The organism is Avibacterium sp. 20-126, assembly GCF_044358625.1.
Classification (GTDB): Bacteria; Pseudomonadota; Gammaproteobacteria; order Enterobacterales; family Pasteurellaceae; genus Avibacterium.
The window spans coordinates 1,765,391-1,783,302 of the sequence record NZ_CP091457.1 but is presented as its reverse complement, the minus strand read 5'-3'; the positions used below and the strand labels follow the sequence as shown (position 1 = coordinate 1,783,302).

The 17,912-nt window shown below is 39.9% G+C and carries 15 protein-coding genes and 4 tRNA genes; 17 read left to right on the top strand and 2 right to left on the bottom strand.

The features are described 5' to 3' along the window. The first annotated feature begins 86 nt into the window (after window positions 1-86). From hchA to pheA, 4 genes are all read left to right on the top strand, one after another. Entirely contained in the window at window positions 87-953 is an 867-nt protein-coding gene (gene hchA, locus L4F91_RS08365) for a glyoxalase III HchA (protein WP_250349644.1), read from the top strand. Between the two features lie 94 nt (window positions 954-1,047). Continuing rightward, window positions 1,048-1,797, top strand: a complete 750-nt coding sequence (locus L4F91_RS08360) for an SDR family oxidoreductase (RefSeq protein ID WP_395895912.1) — start codon at window positions 1,048-1,050, stop codon at window positions 1,795-1,797. A 15-nt stretch (window positions 1,798-1,812) separates the two neighbouring features. Beyond that, entirely contained in the window at window positions 1,813-2,808 is a 996-nt protein-coding gene (locus L4F91_RS08355; RefSeq protein WP_395895910.1) for an NAD(P)H-quinone oxidoreductase, read from the top strand. 210 nt (window positions 2,809-3,018) lie between these two features. Continuing rightward, the gene (gene pheA / locus L4F91_RS08350; protein ID WP_250349647.1) at window positions 3,019-4,182 is read left to right on the top strand and encodes a prephenate dehydratase; all 1,164 of its coding nucleotides are present in this window, start codon (window positions 3,019-3,021) and stop codon (window positions 4,180-4,182) included. Between the two features lie 75 nt (window positions 4,183-4,257). Here the strand turns inward: pheA and L4F91_RS08345 are convergent, their stop codons facing one another. Continuing rightward, a complete protein-coding gene (locus L4F91_RS08345; RefSeq protein WP_395895907.1) occupies window positions 4,258-5,571 on the bottom strand; it encodes an NCS2 family permease in 1,314 nt (437 codons plus the stop codon). 194 nt (window positions 5,572-5,765) lie between these two features. On the opposite strand from L4F91_RS08345, the gene galE reads away from it, so the two are divergent. The 4 genes from galE to adk all read left to right on the top strand — a co-directional run bounded on the left by galE (window position 5,766) and on the right by adk (window position 9,937). Next, complete coding sequence (gene galE, locus L4F91_RS08340) at window positions 5,766-6,782, top strand: UDP-glucose 4-epimerase GalE (RefSeq protein ID WP_395895905.1); 1,017 nt, start codon at window positions 5,766-5,768, stop codon at window positions 6,780-6,782. Between the two features lie 72 nt (window positions 6,783-6,854). Continuing rightward, window positions 6,855-8,123, top strand: coding sequence for an AmpG family muropeptide MFS transporter (locus tag L4F91_RS08335; RefSeq protein WP_265777345.1), 1,269 nt, complete (start codon window positions 6,855-6,857; stop codon window positions 8,121-8,123). Window positions 8,124-8,157: 34 nt separating this feature from the next. Next, window positions 8,158-9,159 (top strand): bile acid:sodium symporter family protein, encoded by a 1,002-nt coding sequence (locus tag L4F91_RS08330; protein ID WP_395895903.1) that lies wholly within the window; start codon window positions 8,158-8,160, stop codon window positions 9,157-9,159. 133 nt (window positions 9,160-9,292) lie between these two features. Beyond that, complete coding sequence (gene adk, locus L4F91_RS08325; RefSeq protein WP_250349652.1) at window positions 9,293-9,937, top strand: adenylate kinase; 645 nt, start codon at window positions 9,293-9,295, stop codon at window positions 9,935-9,937. A gap of 44 nt (window positions 9,938-9,981) precedes the next feature. Here adk and L4F91_RS08320 read toward each other — a convergent pair whose 3' ends face one another. Next, the gene (locus L4F91_RS08320; protein WP_395897860.1) at window positions 9,982-10,788 is read right to left on the bottom strand and encodes a DNA ligase; all 807 of its coding nucleotides are present in this window, start codon (window positions 10,786-10,788) and stop codon (window positions 9,982-9,984) included. Between the two features lie 216 nt (window positions 10,789-11,004). Here L4F91_RS08320 and L4F91_RS08315 point away from each other — a divergent pair, with 216 nt between their 5' ends. The 9 genes from L4F91_RS08315 (at window position 11,005) to L4F91_RS08275 (ending at window position 17,758) form a co-directional block, all read left to right on the top strand. Further along, window positions 11,005-12,153: a 5-methyltetrahydropteroyltriglutamate--homocysteine S-methyltransferase gene (locus L4F91_RS08315; RefSeq protein ID WP_250363463.1), complete on the top strand. Its 1,149-nt coding sequence runs from the start codon at window positions 11,005-11,007 to the stop codon at window positions 12,151-12,153. A 193-nt stretch (window positions 12,154-12,346) separates the two neighbouring features. Next, entirely contained in the window at window positions 12,347-13,150 is an 804-nt protein-coding gene (gene nagB, locus L4F91_RS08310; protein WP_250349654.1) for a glucosamine-6-phosphate deaminase, read from the top strand. A 12-nt stretch (window positions 13,151-13,162) separates the two neighbouring features. Continuing rightward, window positions 13,163-14,308 (top strand): N-acetylglucosamine-6-phosphate deacetylase, encoded by a 1,146-nt coding sequence (gene nagA / locus L4F91_RS08305; RefSeq protein WP_395895900.1) that lies wholly within the window; start codon window positions 13,163-13,165, stop codon window positions 14,306-14,308. Window positions 14,309-14,448: 140 nt separating this feature from the next. Continuing rightward, the gene (locus L4F91_RS08300) at window positions 14,449-15,672 is read left to right on the top strand and encodes an ROK family transcriptional regulator (protein ID WP_250349656.1); all 1,224 of its coding nucleotides are present in this window, start codon (window positions 14,449-14,451) and stop codon (window positions 15,670-15,672) included. A 145-nt stretch (window positions 15,673-15,817) separates the two neighbouring features. Beyond that, a tRNA-Met gene (locus L4F91_RS08295) sits at window positions 15,818-15,894 on the top strand. Between the two features lie 5 nt (window positions 15,895-15,899). Beyond that, a tRNA-Leu gene (locus tag L4F91_RS08290) sits at window positions 15,900-15,984 on the top strand. A gap of 27 nt (window positions 15,985-16,011) precedes the next feature. Then, window positions 16,012-16,086: transfer RNA gene (locus tag L4F91_RS08285), tRNA-Gln, on the top strand. 45 nt (window positions 16,087-16,131) lie between these two features. Beyond that, window positions 16,132-16,206 (top strand) — tRNA-Gln (locus tag L4F91_RS08280). A 289-nt stretch (window positions 16,207-16,495) separates the two neighbouring features. After that, window positions 16,496-17,758, top strand: a complete 1,263-nt coding sequence (locus L4F91_RS08275; protein WP_395895898.1) for an NRAMP family divalent metal transporter — start codon at window positions 16,496-16,498, stop codon at window positions 17,756-17,758. Window positions 17,759-17,912: the final 154 nt, after the last annotated feature.

Here is a 17,912-nt window from a genome sequence, read left to right as displayed (position 1 = left end):
AGGGGTAAAATGCACGCCAGAAAAAACGCTAAAACGGTTTTTCATTGTGAACTTTATACAATATAAATACTTTTGGAGAGTAAATAATGACAGATTTAAGTAAAAATCCAGTAGCAGATCGCGCTGAACACAATGCATTCTTCCCATCAGAATATTCTTTAACCCAATATACCAGCAAAAAAACGGATTTCGATGGCTTCAAATTCGATAAACCATATACGGGCGGTAAACACAAAGTATTAATGATTGGTACTGATGAGCGCTATATTGAAATGCAAAACGGCAAATTATTCTCAACAGGTAACCACCCCGTTGAAATGTTATTACCGATGTTGCATATGCACCACGCTGGTTTTGAAATTGATGTGGCAACGTTATCAGGTAACCCTGTGAAATTAGAAATTTGGGCAATGCCAGAAGAAGATAAAGCCGTTATGGATTTATATAATCAATATTTGCCAAAATTAGTAAATCCAAAAAAATTAGAAGAGATTTTACCTGAGGTATTGGCTGAAAATTCACCTTATATCGCCGTATTTATCCCAGGAGGTCACGGTGTATTAGCTGGTGTGCCACACAGTAAAGAAGTGAAAAAAGTATTAGATTGGGCATTAGCGAAAGATAAACACGTGATTACTTTATGTCATGGGCCTGCTTCTTTGTTAGCAGCAGGTGTCGGCGAAAAAGCAGAAGATTTTCCATTCAAAGGTTATGAGCTTTGTGTTTTCCCTGATGCATTAGATGAAGGTGCAAACCAAGCAATTGGTTATATGCCGGGTAAATTACAATGGTTAGTGGGTGAAAATTTAGCTAAATTAGGTGTGAAAATTATGAATGAAGGTATCACAGGACAAGTTCATAAAGATCGTAAATTGCTTACTGGTGATAGCCCATTGGCATCAAATAATTTAGGGATTTTAGCTGCTGATGAATTATTGAAAGCAGTGAAATAATTTTTAAAAGAGCGGTGTAAAAATTGAGGAAATTTTCACCGCTCTTTTTCTATTTCTGTTTTATCAATAAATTAAGACAAACAAAGGAACGATAATGAACAACAACATTCAAGATAAAGTCGTATTAATTACAGGCGCATCAAGTGGCTTAGGTGAGGAAACGGCTCGCCATCTAGCCGCCTTAGGTGCTAAAGTCGTTTTAGGTGCAAGACGCTTAGAACGCTTACAAAAGTTAGCAACGCACATTAAACAACAAGGTGGACAAGCTGTTGTGGTGCAAATGGATGTATCAAAACGTGAAGAGGTAGAAAAACTAGCACAAACCGCATTACAGGAATTTGGTCGTATTGATGTGCTAATCAACAACGCAGGTATTATGCCGGGAGCGGTAATGAGTGCGTTAAAAGTGGATGAATGGGATCAAATGATTGATGTCAATATTAAAGGCGTACTCTATGGTATTGCTGCCGTGTTACCGACAATGTTAAGCCAGAATGCGGGGCATATTATCAATTTATCCTCAGTCGCGGGCTTGAAAGTATCATCAGGTGGCGGCACAGTATATAGTGCAACAAAATTTGCCGTGAAAGCCATTAGCGAAGGTTTGCGTGCTGAAATGGCAGGGCATAATATTCGTGTTACCACCCTTTACCCCGGTGCGATTGAAAGTGAGCTAAAATTCAGCAGTAGCGACCCTGAGTCTCGTGAGCGTGTACAAAAATTTTATGCTGCTCACGAAATTCCTGCTAGTTCTATTGCGAGAGCCATTGCTTATGCGGTGGAGCAGCCAGATAATGTGGCGGTGAATGAAATTACTGTTCGCCCCACTGTACAGGAGTTCTAAATTAAGGAATAAAAGATGACAATGCAACAAATCGCGATGCGAGAAGCGGGAGCACCCGACGTTTTATTTATTCAACAAGCTACCATTCCAACACCACGAGCGGGTGAACTGTTAGTGAAAGTGGCTTATGCTGGGGTAAATCGCCCTGATATTATGCAGCGTCAAGGATTGTACCCAATGCCGAAAGGGGTAACCCCCATTATGGGATTAGAACTTTCAGGTACGGTCGTTGCCATTGGCGAAGGCGTGAGCGGATTTCAGCTAGGTGATAAGATTTGTGCCTTAACTGATGGAGGCGCTTATGCGGAATATTGTCTCGTACCAGCCAGCCAAGCCTTGCCTATTCCGAAAAATTATTCTTTAGTAGAGGCGGCTGCTTTGCCTGAAACATTGTTTACTGTATGGGTAAATTTATTTATGCAACAACAGGTTAAAGCTGGAGAACACTTATTGGTTCACGGTGGGACAAGTGGTATTGGCTTAACTGCCTTAGCGATTGCCAAAAGTCTTGGTATCAAAACCTACGCAACTGTAGGTAATACAGAAAAATGTACTATTGTTGAACAATATGGTGCGGTTGCGATTAATTATAAAACGCAAGATTTTGCAGAAGTCATCAAACAGGCAGGCGGTGTTGATGCCATTTTAGATGTGGTTGGTGCCAGTTATTTCCAACGCAATTTAGATTGCTTAAAACAAAATGGCAGATTATTTTTGATCGGCTTTATGGGCGGGGCAGTGGCATCAAACGTGGATTTATTGCAAATCGCGTTAAAGCGTGTCCATATTACAGGTTCAACAATGCGTAGTCGCACCAAGGAAGAAAAAGCTGAAATCGCACAATCGTTAAAAGAGAATGTGTGGCATCAATTAGAAAACGAGCAAATTGGCAAACCCATTATTCATCAAGTGTTTGATTTTAAAGAGGTTAAACAGGCACACCAAGAAATGGATAAAGGAACGCATATTGGCAAGATAATGCTTGCATTTGATAAAACGCAAACTATTTAATTGTAAAATAAAGTGCGGTGAAAATGATTTAGGTTTTTTTGTGTAAAAAGCACCGCACTTCTTTTTTCTGACTTTTAATATTAATTCATTAGTGTTAACCCTTATTCATTAAAAAGCCTCATTATTTCCTTATGATTAATACGATATTCATTTGATCTCCTTGACAATCTTGTTTATCCTAGCGCCATTCCCCACAACTGAGAGAATAAAATGGCATTGGATTTAGCAGAAATCAGACAACAGATCACTCAAATTGACCGCAGTTTATTAAAACTGCTTTCGGAACGTCATCGTTTAGCTTATGATGTTGTGCGTAGTAAGGAAATCACACAAAAAGCGTTGCGTGATGTAGAACGTGAACAGCAATTATTACAAGAGCTGATTCAGTTTGCAGAAACACAAAATTATCAGCTTGATCCGCAATATATTACGCAAATTTTCCAAAAAATTATTGAAGATTCTGTACTCACTCAACAAGCTTATCTACAAAAGAAACTCAATGAACAGCGTGAGCAAAATAGTCATATTGCATTCTTAGGTAAACGCGGTTCTTATTCTCACCTTGCTGCGCGTAGTTACGCAACACGCTATCAAAAACCATTTATTGAACTAAGTTGTAGTTCTTTTGAGCAAGTCTTTGAAAAAGTGCAAAATGGCGAGGCGGATTACGGCATTTTACCGCTAGAGAACACCACATCAGGCTCAATTAATGAAGTTTACGATTTATTGCAACATACGGATCTTTCTTTAATCGGAGAATTAGCGTATCCGATAAAACATTGTGTATTAGCCACAGAGCAGGGGGAATTAAGTCAAATCGACACGTTATACAGCCACCCGCAAGTCATCCAACAATGTAGTCAATTTATTCGTCGCCTTGACCGTGTGCATATTGAATATTGCGAAAGTAGCTCTCACGCAATGCAGCTTGTAGCGAGCCTGAACAAGCCAAATATTGCTGCGTTAGGTAATGAAGATGGCGGTCATCTGTATGGCTTGCGTGTACTGAAAAATAACATTGCCAACCAAGAAAATAACATTACAAGGTTTATTGTATTAGCGAAAGCACCTGTTGCGGTATCGCCTCAAATTCAGGCAAAAACCTTATTGCTGATGACAACCAATAAACGACAAGCGGGGTCATTGGTGGACGCGTTATTGGTATTTAAAAAGCACAATATTAATATGACGAAATTAGAATCTCGCCCGATTTATGGTCAGCCTTGGGATGAAATGTTCTATTTGGAAATTGATGCGAATATCCATAATCCTGCCGTACAACAAGCGCTAGAGGAGTTAAGAGAATACAGTAATTATCTTAAAATACTCGGCTGCTACCCAAGTGAGATTGTAAAGCCGGTGGAAGTCAATTAAACGGGTAAGATGTGCAAATTTAAGTGCGGTGAAAAAATCAAAAAATTTCCACCGCACTTCTTTTTTAGTGAGAGATTAAATATTCCAGCCACCTAAATAGAAGGCTAATAATGCCACGGCGATTAATATCGTACCGATATTCAGTTTTTTCACTTCACCGCTGATAATTCGTCCGATCACCAGTGTGGCAAAACCTAACATAATGCCTGTTACGATGTTTGCAGTCAGTACAATAAATACCGCACAAACTAAACCGCTCATCGCACCAATAAAATCAGAAAAATCTAATTTGTTTACGTTGCTTAACATAAGTAAGCCGACATACATTAACGCTGGTGCCGTGGCGTAGCTAGGCACAAGGCTGGCAAGGGGTTGGAAAAAGAGCATTAAAAGGAATAAGAGACCCACAACAATCGCGCTGATCCCTGTTTTACCGCCCGCTGCGGTACCAGCGGCGGATTCAATATATACCGCTGCTGGCGCTGTTCCAAATAAGCCTGAAAATAAGCTACTCACTGAATCTGAAGTGAGGGCTTTGCCACCATTGATGATTTGCCCGTCTTTATCTAACAAGTTTGCTTGCCCTGCTACGGCACGGATTGTGCCAGTGGCATCAAAAACGGCGGTCATTACTAAGGCAAAAACAACGGGCAAGATCGCAGGTTGTAATGCGCCCATTAAATCCAGCTCAAGGAATAAGGATTGTTCACCAAAAGTGGGGATTTTGAATAATTCACCACTAAATTTTACATTTGGATCAATCACTAAACCGATAAGCGTGATGGCAATAATTACCCACAAAATGCCGCCTTTGATTTGCATTTTTTCTAAGCCGATGATTGCCGCTAACCCCGCAAGGGAAATTAGCACAGGGAACGTGGTGAAATCACCGAGTTTTACCGGCAAACCAGCTTGGTTGCCAACTACAATCCCCACGCCATTGGCTGCGATTAATAATAAAAATAAACCAATCCCAATTCCCGCACCTTGCGCAATGCTTGCAGGCAAGTTGCGTAAAATCCACGCACGAATGCCTGTTGCAGAGATTAAGGTAAAAACAAGCCCCATAAAAAATACTGCACCCAGTGCAACAGGAACGCTCACGCCTTGCCCTAGTACAAGGCTGAATGCCGTAAAGGCGGTTAATGAAATGGCGCAACCAATTGCCATTGGGGCGTTTGCCCATAAGCCAATCAGAATTGAGCCTAAGCCTGATACCAAGCAAGTAGCGATAAATACGCTTGCTGGCGGGAAGCCGGCGGCACTCAACATATTTGGTACTACAATCACGGAATACACCATTGCTAAGAAGGTGGTGAGACCCGCAATAATTTCTTGGCGTACCGTTGAGCCACGTTTGGTGATCTCAAAAAGTTTTTCTGCGAACATAAATTTCCTTTCGTTAATGAAGTTAAAATAAAAAGCCTTGTTGAAATAAAAATGGCGCTATTTTACAGAAAAGAAAAGAATAGTAAACGTTTGCTTGATAGAAAGTGCGGTGATTTTTGCGGAAGTTTTTGGGCTTGTTTTACAAATGGTTTATAATGCCGTCAAATAATACAAATAACCTAAGTGAGGAAAAAATGGCGATTTTAGTGACTGGCGGTGCGGGCTACATTGGCTCTCATACTGTTGTAGAATTATTAAATGTGGGAAAAGACGTGGTGGTACTGGATAATTTATCCAATTCTTCGGCGAAATCCTTACAGCGTGTTGAGGAAATCACGGGCAAAGCGGTGAAATTCTATCAAGGCGATGTGTTAGATCGGGCAATGTTGCAGCAAATCTTTGCGGAGAATCACATTGACGCGGTGATTCATTTTGCTGGTTTGAAAGCAGTGGGCGAAAGCGTTCGTAAACCGATTGAATATTATATGAATAATGTCACTGGCTCGTTAGTCTTAGTCGATGAAATGCGTAAGGCAGGTGTATGGAATTTGGTCTTTAGCTCATCGGCAACCGTCTATGGCGATCCTGAAATTGTGCCAATCACCGAACAGTGCAAAGTAGGCGGCACAACCAATCCTTACGGCACGTCCAAATTAATGGTGGAACAAATTTTAGCGGATGTTGCTAAAGCAGAAGACAAATTTAGTTTTACTATTTTGCGTTATTTCAACCCAGTAGGGGCGCACCACAGCGGGCTAATTGGTGAAGATCCAACAGGTATTCCAAATAATTTATTGCCTTATATTAGCCAAGTGGCAATTGGTAAATTACCGCAACTTTCTGTATTCGGTAGCGATTACGACACGCACGATGGCACAGGGGTACGAGATTATATTCACGTTGTGGATCTTGCCGTTGGGCATTTGAAAGCCTTAGATCGTCACCAAAACGATGCAGGATTACACATCTATAACCTTGGTACAGGCACAGGTTATTCTGTGTTAGATATGGTGAATGCCTTTGAACAAGCCAATAATATTCACATTCCTTATCAGTTAGTGGCACGTCGTCCGGGGGATATTGCGACTTGTTATTCTGATCCATCGCTTGCCGCAAAAGAATTAGGCTGGAAAGCAGAACGTGGCTTAACGGAAATGATGCAGGATACGTGGAATTGGCAGAAAAAGAACCCTCAAGGGTACCGTGATTAATCCTTAATATCATTGTGCTGTAAGGAAACTTACAGCACAATTTGTTTGAAAAATACCCCGCACTCGATGGCTATGACTACACAAACTCACTTATTTTCACAAATTTTCAGCCGTAATATGCTGATCTGTCTATTTACCGGATTTAGCTCAGGCTTGCCTCTTTATGTTCTTGTGTCTTTATTACCTATTTGGTTGCGTGCAGAAAATGTGGATCTTAAAACCTTAGGCTATTTCACCCTGATGATGCTTCCGTTCTCGTGGAAATTTGTTTGGGCGCCGTTGCTCGATCGCTTTGTGCCGCCTTTCTTAGGACGTCGTCGTGGCTGGATGTTTATTTCACAGATTTTATTATTAATCAGTCTTGCATTATTTGGCTTTTTAGATCCAAGCAAGCAGGCTGGGTTGAGTTTGATTGCAGCCTTGGGCGTGCTTTGTGCGTTTTTTTCTGCTACGCAAGACATTGTGCTAGATGCGTATCGACGAGAAATTTTAACCGATAAGGAATTAGGTTTAGGTAATTCTATCCATGTTAATGCTTACCGTATAGCTGGGCTTGTTCCCGGTTCGCTTTCACTAATTTTGGCTGATCATTTTCCGTGGCAAACGGTATTTATTATCACCGCGATGTTTATGTTGCCGGGGATTTTAATGTGTCTATTTTTAAGTACAGAACCTAAAATCACACTCAAAAAGCACCGCACTTTAAAAGAAAGTGTGATTGACCCTTTTAGTGAATTTTTTCAACGCAAAGGCGTCTGGTCTGCCTTAGGGATCTTAGCGTTTATTTTTCTGTATAAATTGGGCGACAGTATGGCAACGGCGTTAATTTCGCCTTTTTATTTAGATATGGGATTTAGCAAAACGCAGATTGGCTTGGTCGTGAAAAACGCTTCTTTGTGGCCAATGGTCATCGCGAGCATTTTAGGCGGGATTTTAATGCTGAAAGTTGGTATTAACCGTGCCTTATGGTCATTTGGTTTAGTGCAAATTATCACCATTCTTGGCTTTGCGTGGCTAGCTAAACAAGGGCCTTTTGAGCTTGTAGATAGCCGTGCCTTGTGGTCGCTTTCCCTTGTTGTGGCGGCGGAATATATCGGCATCGGCTTAGGTACCGCTGCCTTTGTTGCCTTTATGGCAAGGGAAACCAACCCACTTTACACCGCCACTCAGCTTGCCTTATTCACCAGCCTTGCCGCATTACCAAGGGCTACGCTCAATACCCAAGCGGGGGCATTGATCGATTGGCTAGGCTACTATGATTATTTCTGGCTTTGTTTCTGGCTGGCAATCCCCGGTATGTTATGCTTAGTCAAAGTTGCCCCTTGGAATGAGGGGAGCTAGCGCGTTTATTGATAGAGAAATGTAGGAGAAAGTAATGCAATTTTTGAAGAAGCTCAGTTTTTTATTAGCAAAATTCACCGCACTTTTTATTATTGTGCTATCACTGATTACCTTTTATCAACCGAGTTTATTTACTTGGGTTAAAGGCGATACACAAGTTTTCATCATCAGTATTATTATGCTTTCAATGGGAATGACCTTAGGTAAGCAAGATTATCAGGTGCTTGCGCAACGCCCTTTGGATATTTTAATTGGCACCCTTGTGCAATATACCGTTATGCCTTTTGTCGCCATTGCCATTGCAAAAAGTTTTGATCTTTCGCCTGCCTTGACGCTTGGTTTAGTGCTTGTGGGATCTTGCCCCGGTGGCGTGGCATCTAACATTATGACTTTTTTATGTAAAGGTGATGTGGCATTTTCAGTGGGAATGACCACGGTTTCAACCTTGCTTGCCCCAGTAATGACACCCTTGTTACTTAACTACCTTGTTGGGCAAAGCGTAGAAATGAATGCTTGGGCAATGTTCAAATTTATGCTTTTGGTTACGGTATTACCTGTGGCAGTGGGATCAATTTTAAATATTACTTTACATCGTAAACAATGGTTCCAAGATATTAAAGCCTTAATGCCCGGCGTTGCGGTGATAAATTTTGCCTTTATTGTGGGAGGCGTTGTGGCCGTTTATGGCAATTATTTTTTACAGTCAGGTTTAATGATCTTACTTTGTATTGTGCTACATAATGTGATTGGCTATGCGCTAGGTTATTCCGCAGGGAAATTATTTGGTATGAGCTTAGCCAAAAAGAAAACCATTTCCTTGGAAGTTGGCGTGCAAAATGCAGGGTTAGCCACGGGCTTAAGTATGAAATTCTTCCCAACCATTCCAGAATCTGCGGTGGTTTGTGCCGTTGCTTGTGTGTGGCATTCTGTGGCAGGAACTGTCTATGCTAATTTTTTATTATGGCTAGATAAATACCGTAAATCACCACAATATTTAGAACAAATTAAACAAATCAATATTGATGAAGTGAACTAAAGTGAAAGTGCGGTCATTTTTTGCTTAATTTTTCATTAAATAGTACAAATTTAATGTTCATCATTTGTTGAGTATTGAGTTTTAACGTTATTAACGGTATGGTAAGGCAAATTTTTCTAAAAATGAGGTTACTATGAAAATTATTCTTTTAGGTGCGCCCGGTGCTGGTAAGGGGACGCAAGCACAATTCATTATGAACAAATTTGGTATTCCGCAAATTTCAACCGGTGATATGCTGCGTGCAGCGATTAAAGCGGGGACGGAATTAGGTAAACAAGCGAAAACCTTAATGGACGCAGGGCAACTTGTGCCAGATGATTTAATTATTTCTTTAGTAAAAGAGCGTGTTGCGCAAGATGATTGTGCAAAAGGTTTTTTATTAGATGGCTTCCCACGCACCATTCCACAAGCTGATGCCTTAAAAAGTGCGGGTATTAGCATTGATTATGTGCTGGAATTTGATGTGCCAGATGAAGTCATCGTAGAACGTATGAGTGGTCGCCGTGTTCACCAAGCATCTGGGCGTACTTACCATATTGTGTATAACCCACCAAAAGTGGAAGGAAAAGACGATGTTACAGGCGAAGCGTTAATTATTCGTGCTGATGATAAGCCTGAAACGGTATTAGATCGCTTGAAAGTGTATCACAATACCACCAAGCCACTGGTGGATTACTACCAAGCAGAAGCTAAAGCGGGGAATACGAAATATTTCCGCTTAGACGGTACCCAAAAAGTGGAAGAAGTGAGCGCAGAATTAGATAAAATTTTGGCTTAATTTCCACCGCACTTTATTAATCCCCTTGATTTTAAGGGGATTTTTTATTCTTTCTTCCGCCAATAAGTGGCAAATCTCGGTAACCCTTTTTGCGTTAAACCACGATATTTATAGGTAATGATTGACCCGATGGGGGGCGGATTTTCTCTATCTGCCAATTTAAAACCTGACCCGATACGGAATTCGCCACGCTGATTTTTACAGGTAATGGCACCGAGCTTATCGACAAATTGCCCCTTGCCTTTGTGATGTGCAATCACTTCACATTCTTCATCAAGTGTGGTCTTTAATTTCAAAATTTGGTTGCTACGTTTCTTTTCATAAGGTGCATTAGGATTACGCAACACCAAACCTTCTCCTTGATTTTGTTCTACTTGGTGCAGAAAATCTTGTACTTGAGAATAATCCTTAATGGGAATTTGTTTAATAATTTCAATATGTTGGCTAGGATGCCGTGCCAGATAATTTTCTAACACTGCTAAGCGTTCAAATAGATTGCCCTTGGCATTGGGGACATCAAATACATAGAGTTTTAATTTTTCCCAGCCTTTGTCTTTTTGTGAACGCACAATGGAGGAAATTTGCTCAAATTCATTACGCTGACTAAACAGTTCACCATCAATGGCAAAAGGAGGAAAATCTTTAATAAAATAAGCAGGCGGTGTGAGGATTTTATTCTGCCTTGTAAAAAGCTGCTTACCATCCCAATACCCCCTGATGCCGTCTAATTTTTCGCTCATCACCCAACCTTGCACGTTTTGATTATGATAAGTGCCAAGCAACATTAAATCAGGTGGATTGGCATAAGCAAAAAGTGAACAGAGTGTGAATAAGGTGAACAAACTACGCATAATATAAGACATCATTTTTCTCCCATATAAAAACTTGTTCGGATATTAAGCGACTTTTCTGCCATCGTGGAAAATTAACCGCAGTTTTGCGATCCCGATCGTAAGAATTTTTTCGTTTTATAAGTGCAGTGGTTTTTTTCGCATTTTTTAGGATATGTGTGAATTTTTTGTTAAAATCGTTGTTTCCTATCTAACTATAACTAAAAGAGAGTGATTATGAGCAAACTATTTCCTAATGCACAACTTCGAGATAATGCCCCTTATCGTTTTGATATTGTGGGGAGTTTTTTACGTCCTGAAAGCTTAAAACAAGCACGCCAACAATGTAGCTGTGGTGATATTTCTTGTGCAGATCTGAGCGAAGTGGAAGACAAAGAAATTGCCAATTTGGTGGCTAAACAAAAAGCAGTAGGCTTGCCTGCGGTAACTGATGGCGAATTTCGTCGTACTTTTTGGCATTTGGATTTTTTAAGTGCTTTAGAAGGCGTGGAAGAAGTTGAAGCAGAAAAATTTTCTGTTCAATTTAAACACCATAATGTTCGTCCTAAAACGTTGAAAATTGTCGATAAAATTGGTTTTTCCGATCATCATCCATTCCTTGAACATTACCGTTCTTTACAGCAAATTGCAGGGGATTATCCTGTGAAATTCACCATTCCATCACCGTCAATGCTACATTTAATTTGTACGGTGCGTGAAACGGCGTATCAACCCATTGAGCGTTATAAAAACAATAATCAACAGCTACTTGATGATATTGCTGAGGCTTATATTCGTGCAATGCAAAAATTCTATGCGTTGGGCTGTCGCAACTTGCAATTAGATGACACAAGCTGGGGCGAACTATGTTCTGAAGAAAAACGCCAAGCTTATCAAGCGCGTGGCTTTGATCTCGAACAGCTGGCGAAAGATTATGTGTATATGGTCAATCGTATTATTGCTGTTAAACCTGAAGATATGACAATAACGATGCACATTTGTCGTGGCAATTTCCGTTCAACGTGGTTCTCATCAGGGGGCTATGAGCCTGTAGCTGAAATCTTATTTGGCAATTGCAATGTAGATGGTTTCTTCCTTGAGTACGATAGTGATCGCTCGGGTGATTTCAAACCATTGCGCTTTATTAAAGATCAGCAAGTGGTACTTGGCTTAATTACGTCAAAAGATGGTAACCTTGAAGATAAGAATGAAATCATTAAACGCATTCAAGAAGCCGCACAATATGTGGATATCAACCAACTCTGTTTAAGCCCACAATGTGGGTTTGCTTCAACGGAGGAAGGCAATATTCTGACGGAAGAGCAGCAATGGAATAAACTGGATTTTATCCGTGAAATTGTTGAGGAAGTTTGGGGCAAGGCTTAATTTTCTACCATTTATTCCTAATTCCAGAATAATACCGCTTTTTAATAGAGCGGTATTATTTTTGCGAATTTTTCTTTGTGATGTAGATCACGATTTTTTCTTTTCAATAAAATTCTATTTTCCTTTGAAGTTAATTTTATTTTATAATCAAAATTATGAAATGATACTTCAAAATAGCAAATAGGAGAGAGCTATGCGTTTAATTCCTTTACAAACTTCCGAACAAGTCAGCAAATGGGCGGCTCGTCATATTGTTGATCGTATTAATGAATTTAATCCAACAGAAGCGCGGCCTTTTGTGCTTGGACTGCCAACAGGTGGCACCCCCTTAGCAACTTATAAAGAATTAATTAAACTGTATCAGGCTGGGGAAGTAAGCTTCAAAAATGTGGTTACCTTTAATATGGATGAATATGTAGGATTGCCTAAAGATCATCCTGAAAGTTACCGCACTTTTATGTATAAAAACTTCTTCGATCACGTTGATATTCAAGAAAAAAATATTAATTTACTAGATGGCAATGCTCCTGATCTGGATGAAGAGTGTCGCCGTTACGAAGAAAAAATGAAATCTTATGGCAAAGTGAATTTATTTATGGGCGGAGTAGGCGTGGATGGACATATTGCCTTTAATGAACCTGCCTCATCTTTAGCGTCTCGCACTCGAATTAAAACATTGACAGAAGATACCTTAATTGCAAACTCGCGCTTTTTTGATAATGATGTTAATAAAGTACCGAAATACGCCCTAACGATTGGGGTTGCAACCTTATTAGATGCGGCAGAAGTGATGCTTTTAGTTACGGGACATAACAAAGCCCTTGCGTTGCAAGCAGGCGTGGAGGGGAGCGTAAATCATTTTTGGACGATCAGTGCGTTACAACTACACCGCCACGCAATTTTTGTTTGTGATGAACCTGCTACACAAGAGCTAAAAGTAAAAACTGTCAAATATTTTACTGAGTTAGAAGCTAAAGCAATTCATAGTGTCTTATAGAGAAGGTAAAAAATGAGTTATGCATTAGTAAACGGGGTCGTTTATACCTCGCAAAGCGTGCAGTATGGGCGAGCAGTGATCGTCGATGGGGAGAGAATTGTGGCGATTATGCCACAAGAAAATCTGCCTGAAGGATTGCAACAAGTTGATTTAAAAGGGAATAATCTAACAGCAGGGTTTATTGATCTGCAATTAAATGGCTGCGGTGGCGTTATGTTTAATGGCGATACTTCAGTGAAAACCCTTGAAATTATGCAACAAACCAATTTGCGTTCAGGCACGACAAGTTATTTGCCCACGTTTATCACAGCAGATGATGAAGGCATTAAGCGAGCAATTTCAGTGATGGGCGAGTACCTTAAAAAGCATAAAAACCAAGCACTTGGTTTGCATTTGGAAGGCCCTTATTTAAGCGTAGAAAAGAAAGGCGTGCATCAGGCGGAATATATTCGTGCCATTAGTCCTGAAATGAAAGATTTTCTATGCCAAAATTCCTCGGTGATTAGCAAGATTACACTGGCGCCTGAAAACCCAACAGCGAAATACATTGGTGATTTTGTACAAAGTGGCATTGTGGTTTCCATTGGGCATTCCAACGCCACTTATGATGTGGCAAAACAGGCGATTGCCAATGGTGCAACTTTCGCTACACACTTGCATAATGCAATGTCACCGATTAGTTCAGGGCGTGAAATGGGGGTTGTCGGTGCAGTGTTAGATAGCGATATTTACACAGGTATTATTGTGGATGGTTTGCACGTTGAATTCGGCAATATCAAAATTGATAAAAAAGTCAAAGGCGATAAATTGTGCATCGTGACAGACGCCACTGCAGCCGCTGGTGCGGATATCACATCTTTCGATTTTGTGGGGAAAACCGTGTATGTGCGCAATGGTAAATGCTATGACGAAAATGGTACGCTCGGCGGCTCTGCGATCACAATGATTGAATCGGTAGAAAATGCAGTAAAACACGTGGGGATTCCACTTGATGAAACGCTAAGAATGTGCAATTACTACCCAGCAAAAGCCATTGGTGTGGATGATCATCTAGGGGATATTGCCGAAGGGAAAATTGCTAACCTGACATTGTTCAATAATGATTTTAAAGTGCTAGGCAGTGCAGTCAATGGGCAATGGCAATGGTATGAAAACTAAGAGAAAAAACACCGCACTTTATTGATAAGAAAAAGGTAGCACAGGCTACCTTTTTATTTAGCCTGTTTTCTCAGCTAGGCATTTTGTTCAATTCATTTTAAAATACCCCCATTATCGGTTTTATGATGTAGGAAAAGAGAATGTGGGATCATCATCAAATTGCAAATGTTGATTTTGTTAAACAAATGAATAGTGCGGTGGTTTATAAATTAATTGATCAACAAGGACCAATTTCTCGTATTCAAATTTCAGAATTAAGCCAGCTTGCACCAGCCAGTGTGACAAAAATTACGCGAAATTTACTCGCGCGCGGTTTGATTAAAGAAGTTGAGCAACAAGAATCAACAGGGGGACGCCGAGCAACGTCGATTATTGCGGAATATAAGGCATTTCGAGCCATTCTAATTCGGTTGGGACAAGAGTATATTACCTTTGCAATAATGGATCTTTCTACAAAATTATTAAAGAAAACCGTGATTGATTTGCCAGAGATGAATAGTGCCGCTGAAATCGAAGCATTTTTATGTACTCACTTGAAGCAATTCATTGAAGCCAATCAGCATCGCCGTAGTGAATTTATTGCAATTGGTGTTACTGTATCAGGCTTTGTTGATAGCAAAACAAACGCGATTGAACATTTATCTTATCTTAAGTTAGATGAACCTTGGTTATTAGCGCAAAAAATAACACAGGAATTTCAATTGATGACCTTTATTGGGCATGATGTGCGTAGCCTTGCTTTAGCAGAACATTATTTCGGTGTAACAAAAGATTGCTATGATTCTTTATTACTACGTATTCATCGTGGTGTTGGTGCTGGCATTGTGATTAATCACGAAGTATTCCTTGGTTATAAAAATAATGTGGGGGAAATTGGGCATATTCAGGTTGATCCTTTAGGTAAACGCTGTTTGTGTGGCAATGTAGGCTGTTTGGAAACCGTGGTTAGTAATGCGGCAATTGAAGAAAAAATGCAACGTTTACTTGAAGATGGTTATCAAAGCAAATGGATTTCTTTAGAAAGTCATGATATTGAAGCGATTTGTAAGGCAGTGAATAAACAAGATACCGTGGCAGTAGAGTTGATTGAACACGTAGGTATCCAAATTGGACGTGTACTTGCAATGAGCGTAAATATGTTTAACCCTGAAAAAATCGTGATTTCAGGAGAAATTACGCAAGCTAAGGATGTGCTGTTTTCCGCTATTCGCCGCACCTTGGATAATTTGGCATTGCCTGCTTTTGTGAAAAATACACCACTGGTGGCTTCTGAACTACAAAATGAAGATGTTATCGGCGCATTTGCGTTGATTAAACAAGCCTTATTCGATGGTAGATTGCTCCAACATCTATTAGCAGAGTAAAGTGCGGTTGCTTTTACGCCGATTTGTATAATCTCTATGCGAATGAGAAAGAATTTAGAAAAAAGCGTAAAAAAAGAGTTGACGAAGGGGAGTCAGATCAGCATAATTAGCCCCGCAAAGCCGATGAGGTGAATGCAAAATGTTTGGCTATGTAGCTCAGTTGGTTAGAGCACAACACTCATAATGTTGGGGTCACAGGTTCGAATCCCGTCATAGCCACCATATTTGCGGGACTGGCGAAATTGGTAGACGCACCAGATTTAGGTTCTGGCGCCGCGAGGTGTGTGGGTTCAAGTCCCTCGTCCCGCACCATTCATTAGCTTGCAGTTCTTTAGTAGGTGGGGTATCGCCAAGCGGTAAGGCACCGGGTTTTGATCTCGGCATCCCTAGGTTCGAATCCTAGTACCCCAGCCATACTATCTGATTTCTCATCAAAAATTCTGATTATAGAATTCCTAATGGGGTATCGCCAAGCGGTAAGGCACCGGGTTTTGATCTCGGCATCCCTAGGTTCGAATCCTAGTACCCCAGCCATCATTATTCATTTTCTATTTCATTTTTAGTTTTTAATAGAAACAGATTTACCTATACTTTTCTGATGTAAGCTTAAGAATTAAATATCTTACTATTAAATTGTATTGGAGTTTTATTCTGTTTTTTATCATTTTTATAGTGTTAAATATCTGAAATTTATTCTATTTGTCTTTTTTAATCTTTTTCTCAGTTTTTTATACTAAAAATGAGGCTTTTACTTTCGTCCTTGCTGTGTTATTGTGTGCATCCATCATTGTTGTGGATGATGTAATAAAAAGGAATATAACAAATGACAACGACTTCAAATTTCAATGCTTCTACGTGGCGTTCTAAATTTTCGGCTTTAGGTCCCGGTATTTTAATGGCTTCCGCTGCGGTTGGGGGATCGCATCTTATTGCGTCAACGCAAGCTGGGGCGATTTATGGCTGGCAATTAGCGATTATTATTCTTCTTGCAAATTTATTTAAATACCCTTTTTTCCGTTTTGGTACTCAGTACACCTTAAGTACAGGGAAAACCTTGCTAGAGGGTTATAAAGAAAAAGGATATTTTTATTTATTAATTTTTTTCTTGCTTAATGTTTTTGCGACAGCGATTAATACAGCTGGAGTAGGCATTGTAACTGCAGCGATTTTAAGTTTTATTTTACCTAAAGAATGGGGATTAAGTATTTCTCAGGTGAGTACGGTTATTATTGTGCTAACTTGGGGTATTTTATTGCTTGGTAAATACCGCTTTTTAGATCGTTTATCGAAATGGATTATGATTGCATTGACTACGGCAACTGTAACAGCAGTAATTATTGCCGTTTTCAAGGAAAAAGTGATTGCACCAGACTTTATTGAGCCATCCCCTTGGAATATGCTTTCGCTTGGTTTTATTGTTGCCTTAATGGGCTGGATGCCAGCACCTATTGAAATTTCTGCAATTAACTCAATGTGGGTTGTGGCCAAAAGACGTTTTACCCATATAAATTATAAAGATGGACTGTTTGATTTTAATGTAGGCTTTATTGGTACCGCTATTCTAGCAATGGTATTTTTAGCATTAGGGGCGCTCATTCAGTATGGTTCTGGAGAAGCCGTGGAACAAGCTGGCGTGAAATATATTGCGCAATTAATTAAAATGTATGCTTATGCTATTGGAGATTGGTCTCGCTTATTAATTGCCTTTGTTGCATTAATGTGTATGTTCGGAACAACAATCACGGTGATCGATGGCTATTCCCGAGCGAATGCTGAGGCTCTACGTTTATTATTAAATCATAAAGAGCAGTCACCAAAACAATTGGCTTTATGGATGACCTTTGCCGCATTAGCAGGCATAATTATCATTAGTTTCTTTATGAGTGATGTCGCAACAATGTTGCGCTTTGCTATGATTTGCTCTTTTGTTTCAACGCCTATTTTTGCCTATCTTAACCTTTCTCTCGTCTTAAAAGGTGAACATAAGGTTGAAGGGGGGTTATTATGGTTGTCATTTATTGGGCTTATTTATTTATCTTTGTTTACTGTGTTATTTATTTCATATCAAGTCGGTTGGATTGGTTAGCCTAAAATTTAGAAAAAAATCACCGCACTTTTATATAATCTAAATTTTACTGATTCAGGAGAGCTATAATCTCGATTTCTAGATCGAATGCTCTCCTTTTTTATTTTTACCATCCTAGCCAGTCAAACTAAGAATGATAAGTACTAAAGGAGAA

Excerpts from the sequence above, each read along its gene's own strand:
- L4F91_RS08345 (WP_395895907.1), bottom strand. The coding sequence starts at position 5,571 with ATGTTCGCAGAAAAACTTTTTGAGATCACCAAACGTGGCTCAACGGTA.
- L4F91_RS08335 (WP_265777345.1), top strand. The coding sequence starts at position 6,855 with ATGACTACACAAACTCACTTATTTTCACAAATTTTCAGCCGTAATATG.
- galE (WP_395895905.1), top strand. The coding sequence starts at position 5,766 with ATGGCGATTTTAGTGACTGGCGGTGCGGGCTACATTGGCTCTCATACT.
- L4F91_RS08320 (WP_395897860.1), bottom strand. The coding sequence starts at position 10,788 with ATGCGTAGTTTGTTCACCTTATTCACACTCTGTTCACTTTTTGCTTAT.
- nagB (WP_250349654.1), top strand. The coding sequence starts at position 12,347 with ATGCGTTTAATTCCTTTACAAACTTCCGAACAAGTCAGCAAATGGGCG.
- L4F91_RS08315 (WP_250363463.1), top strand. The coding sequence starts at position 11,005 with ATGAGCAAACTATTTCCTAATGCACAACTTCGAGATAATGCCCCTTAT.
- hchA (WP_250349644.1), top strand. The coding sequence starts at position 87 with ATGACAGATTTAAGTAAAAATCCAGTAGCAGATCGCGCTGAACACAAT.
- nagA (WP_395895900.1), top strand. The coding sequence starts at position 13,163 with ATGAGTTATGCATTAGTAAACGGGGTCGTTTATACCTCGCAAAGCGTG.
- adk (WP_250349652.1), top strand. The coding sequence starts at position 9,293 with ATGAAAATTATTCTTTTAGGTGCGCCCGGTGCTGGTAAGGGGACGCAA.
- L4F91_RS08360 (WP_395895912.1), top strand. The coding sequence starts at position 1,048 with ATGAACAACAACATTCAAGATAAAGTCGTATTAATTACAGGCGCATCA.
- pheA (WP_250349647.1), top strand. The coding sequence starts at position 3,019 with ATGGCATTGGATTTAGCAGAAATCAGACAACAGATCACTCAAATTGAC.
- L4F91_RS08355 (WP_395895910.1), top strand. The coding sequence starts at position 1,813 with ATGACAATGCAACAAATCGCGATGCGAGAAGCGGGAGCACCCGACGTT.
- L4F91_RS08275 (WP_395895898.1), top strand. The coding sequence starts at position 16,496 with ATGACAACGACTTCAAATTTCAATGCTTCTACGTGGCGTTCTAAATTT.
- L4F91_RS08330 (WP_395895903.1), top strand. The coding sequence starts at position 8,158 with ATGCAATTTTTGAAGAAGCTCAGTTTTTTATTAGCAAAATTCACCGCA.
- L4F91_RS08300 (WP_250349656.1), top strand. The coding sequence starts at position 14,449 with ATGTGGGATCATCATCAAATTGCAAATGTTGATTTTGTTAAACAAATG.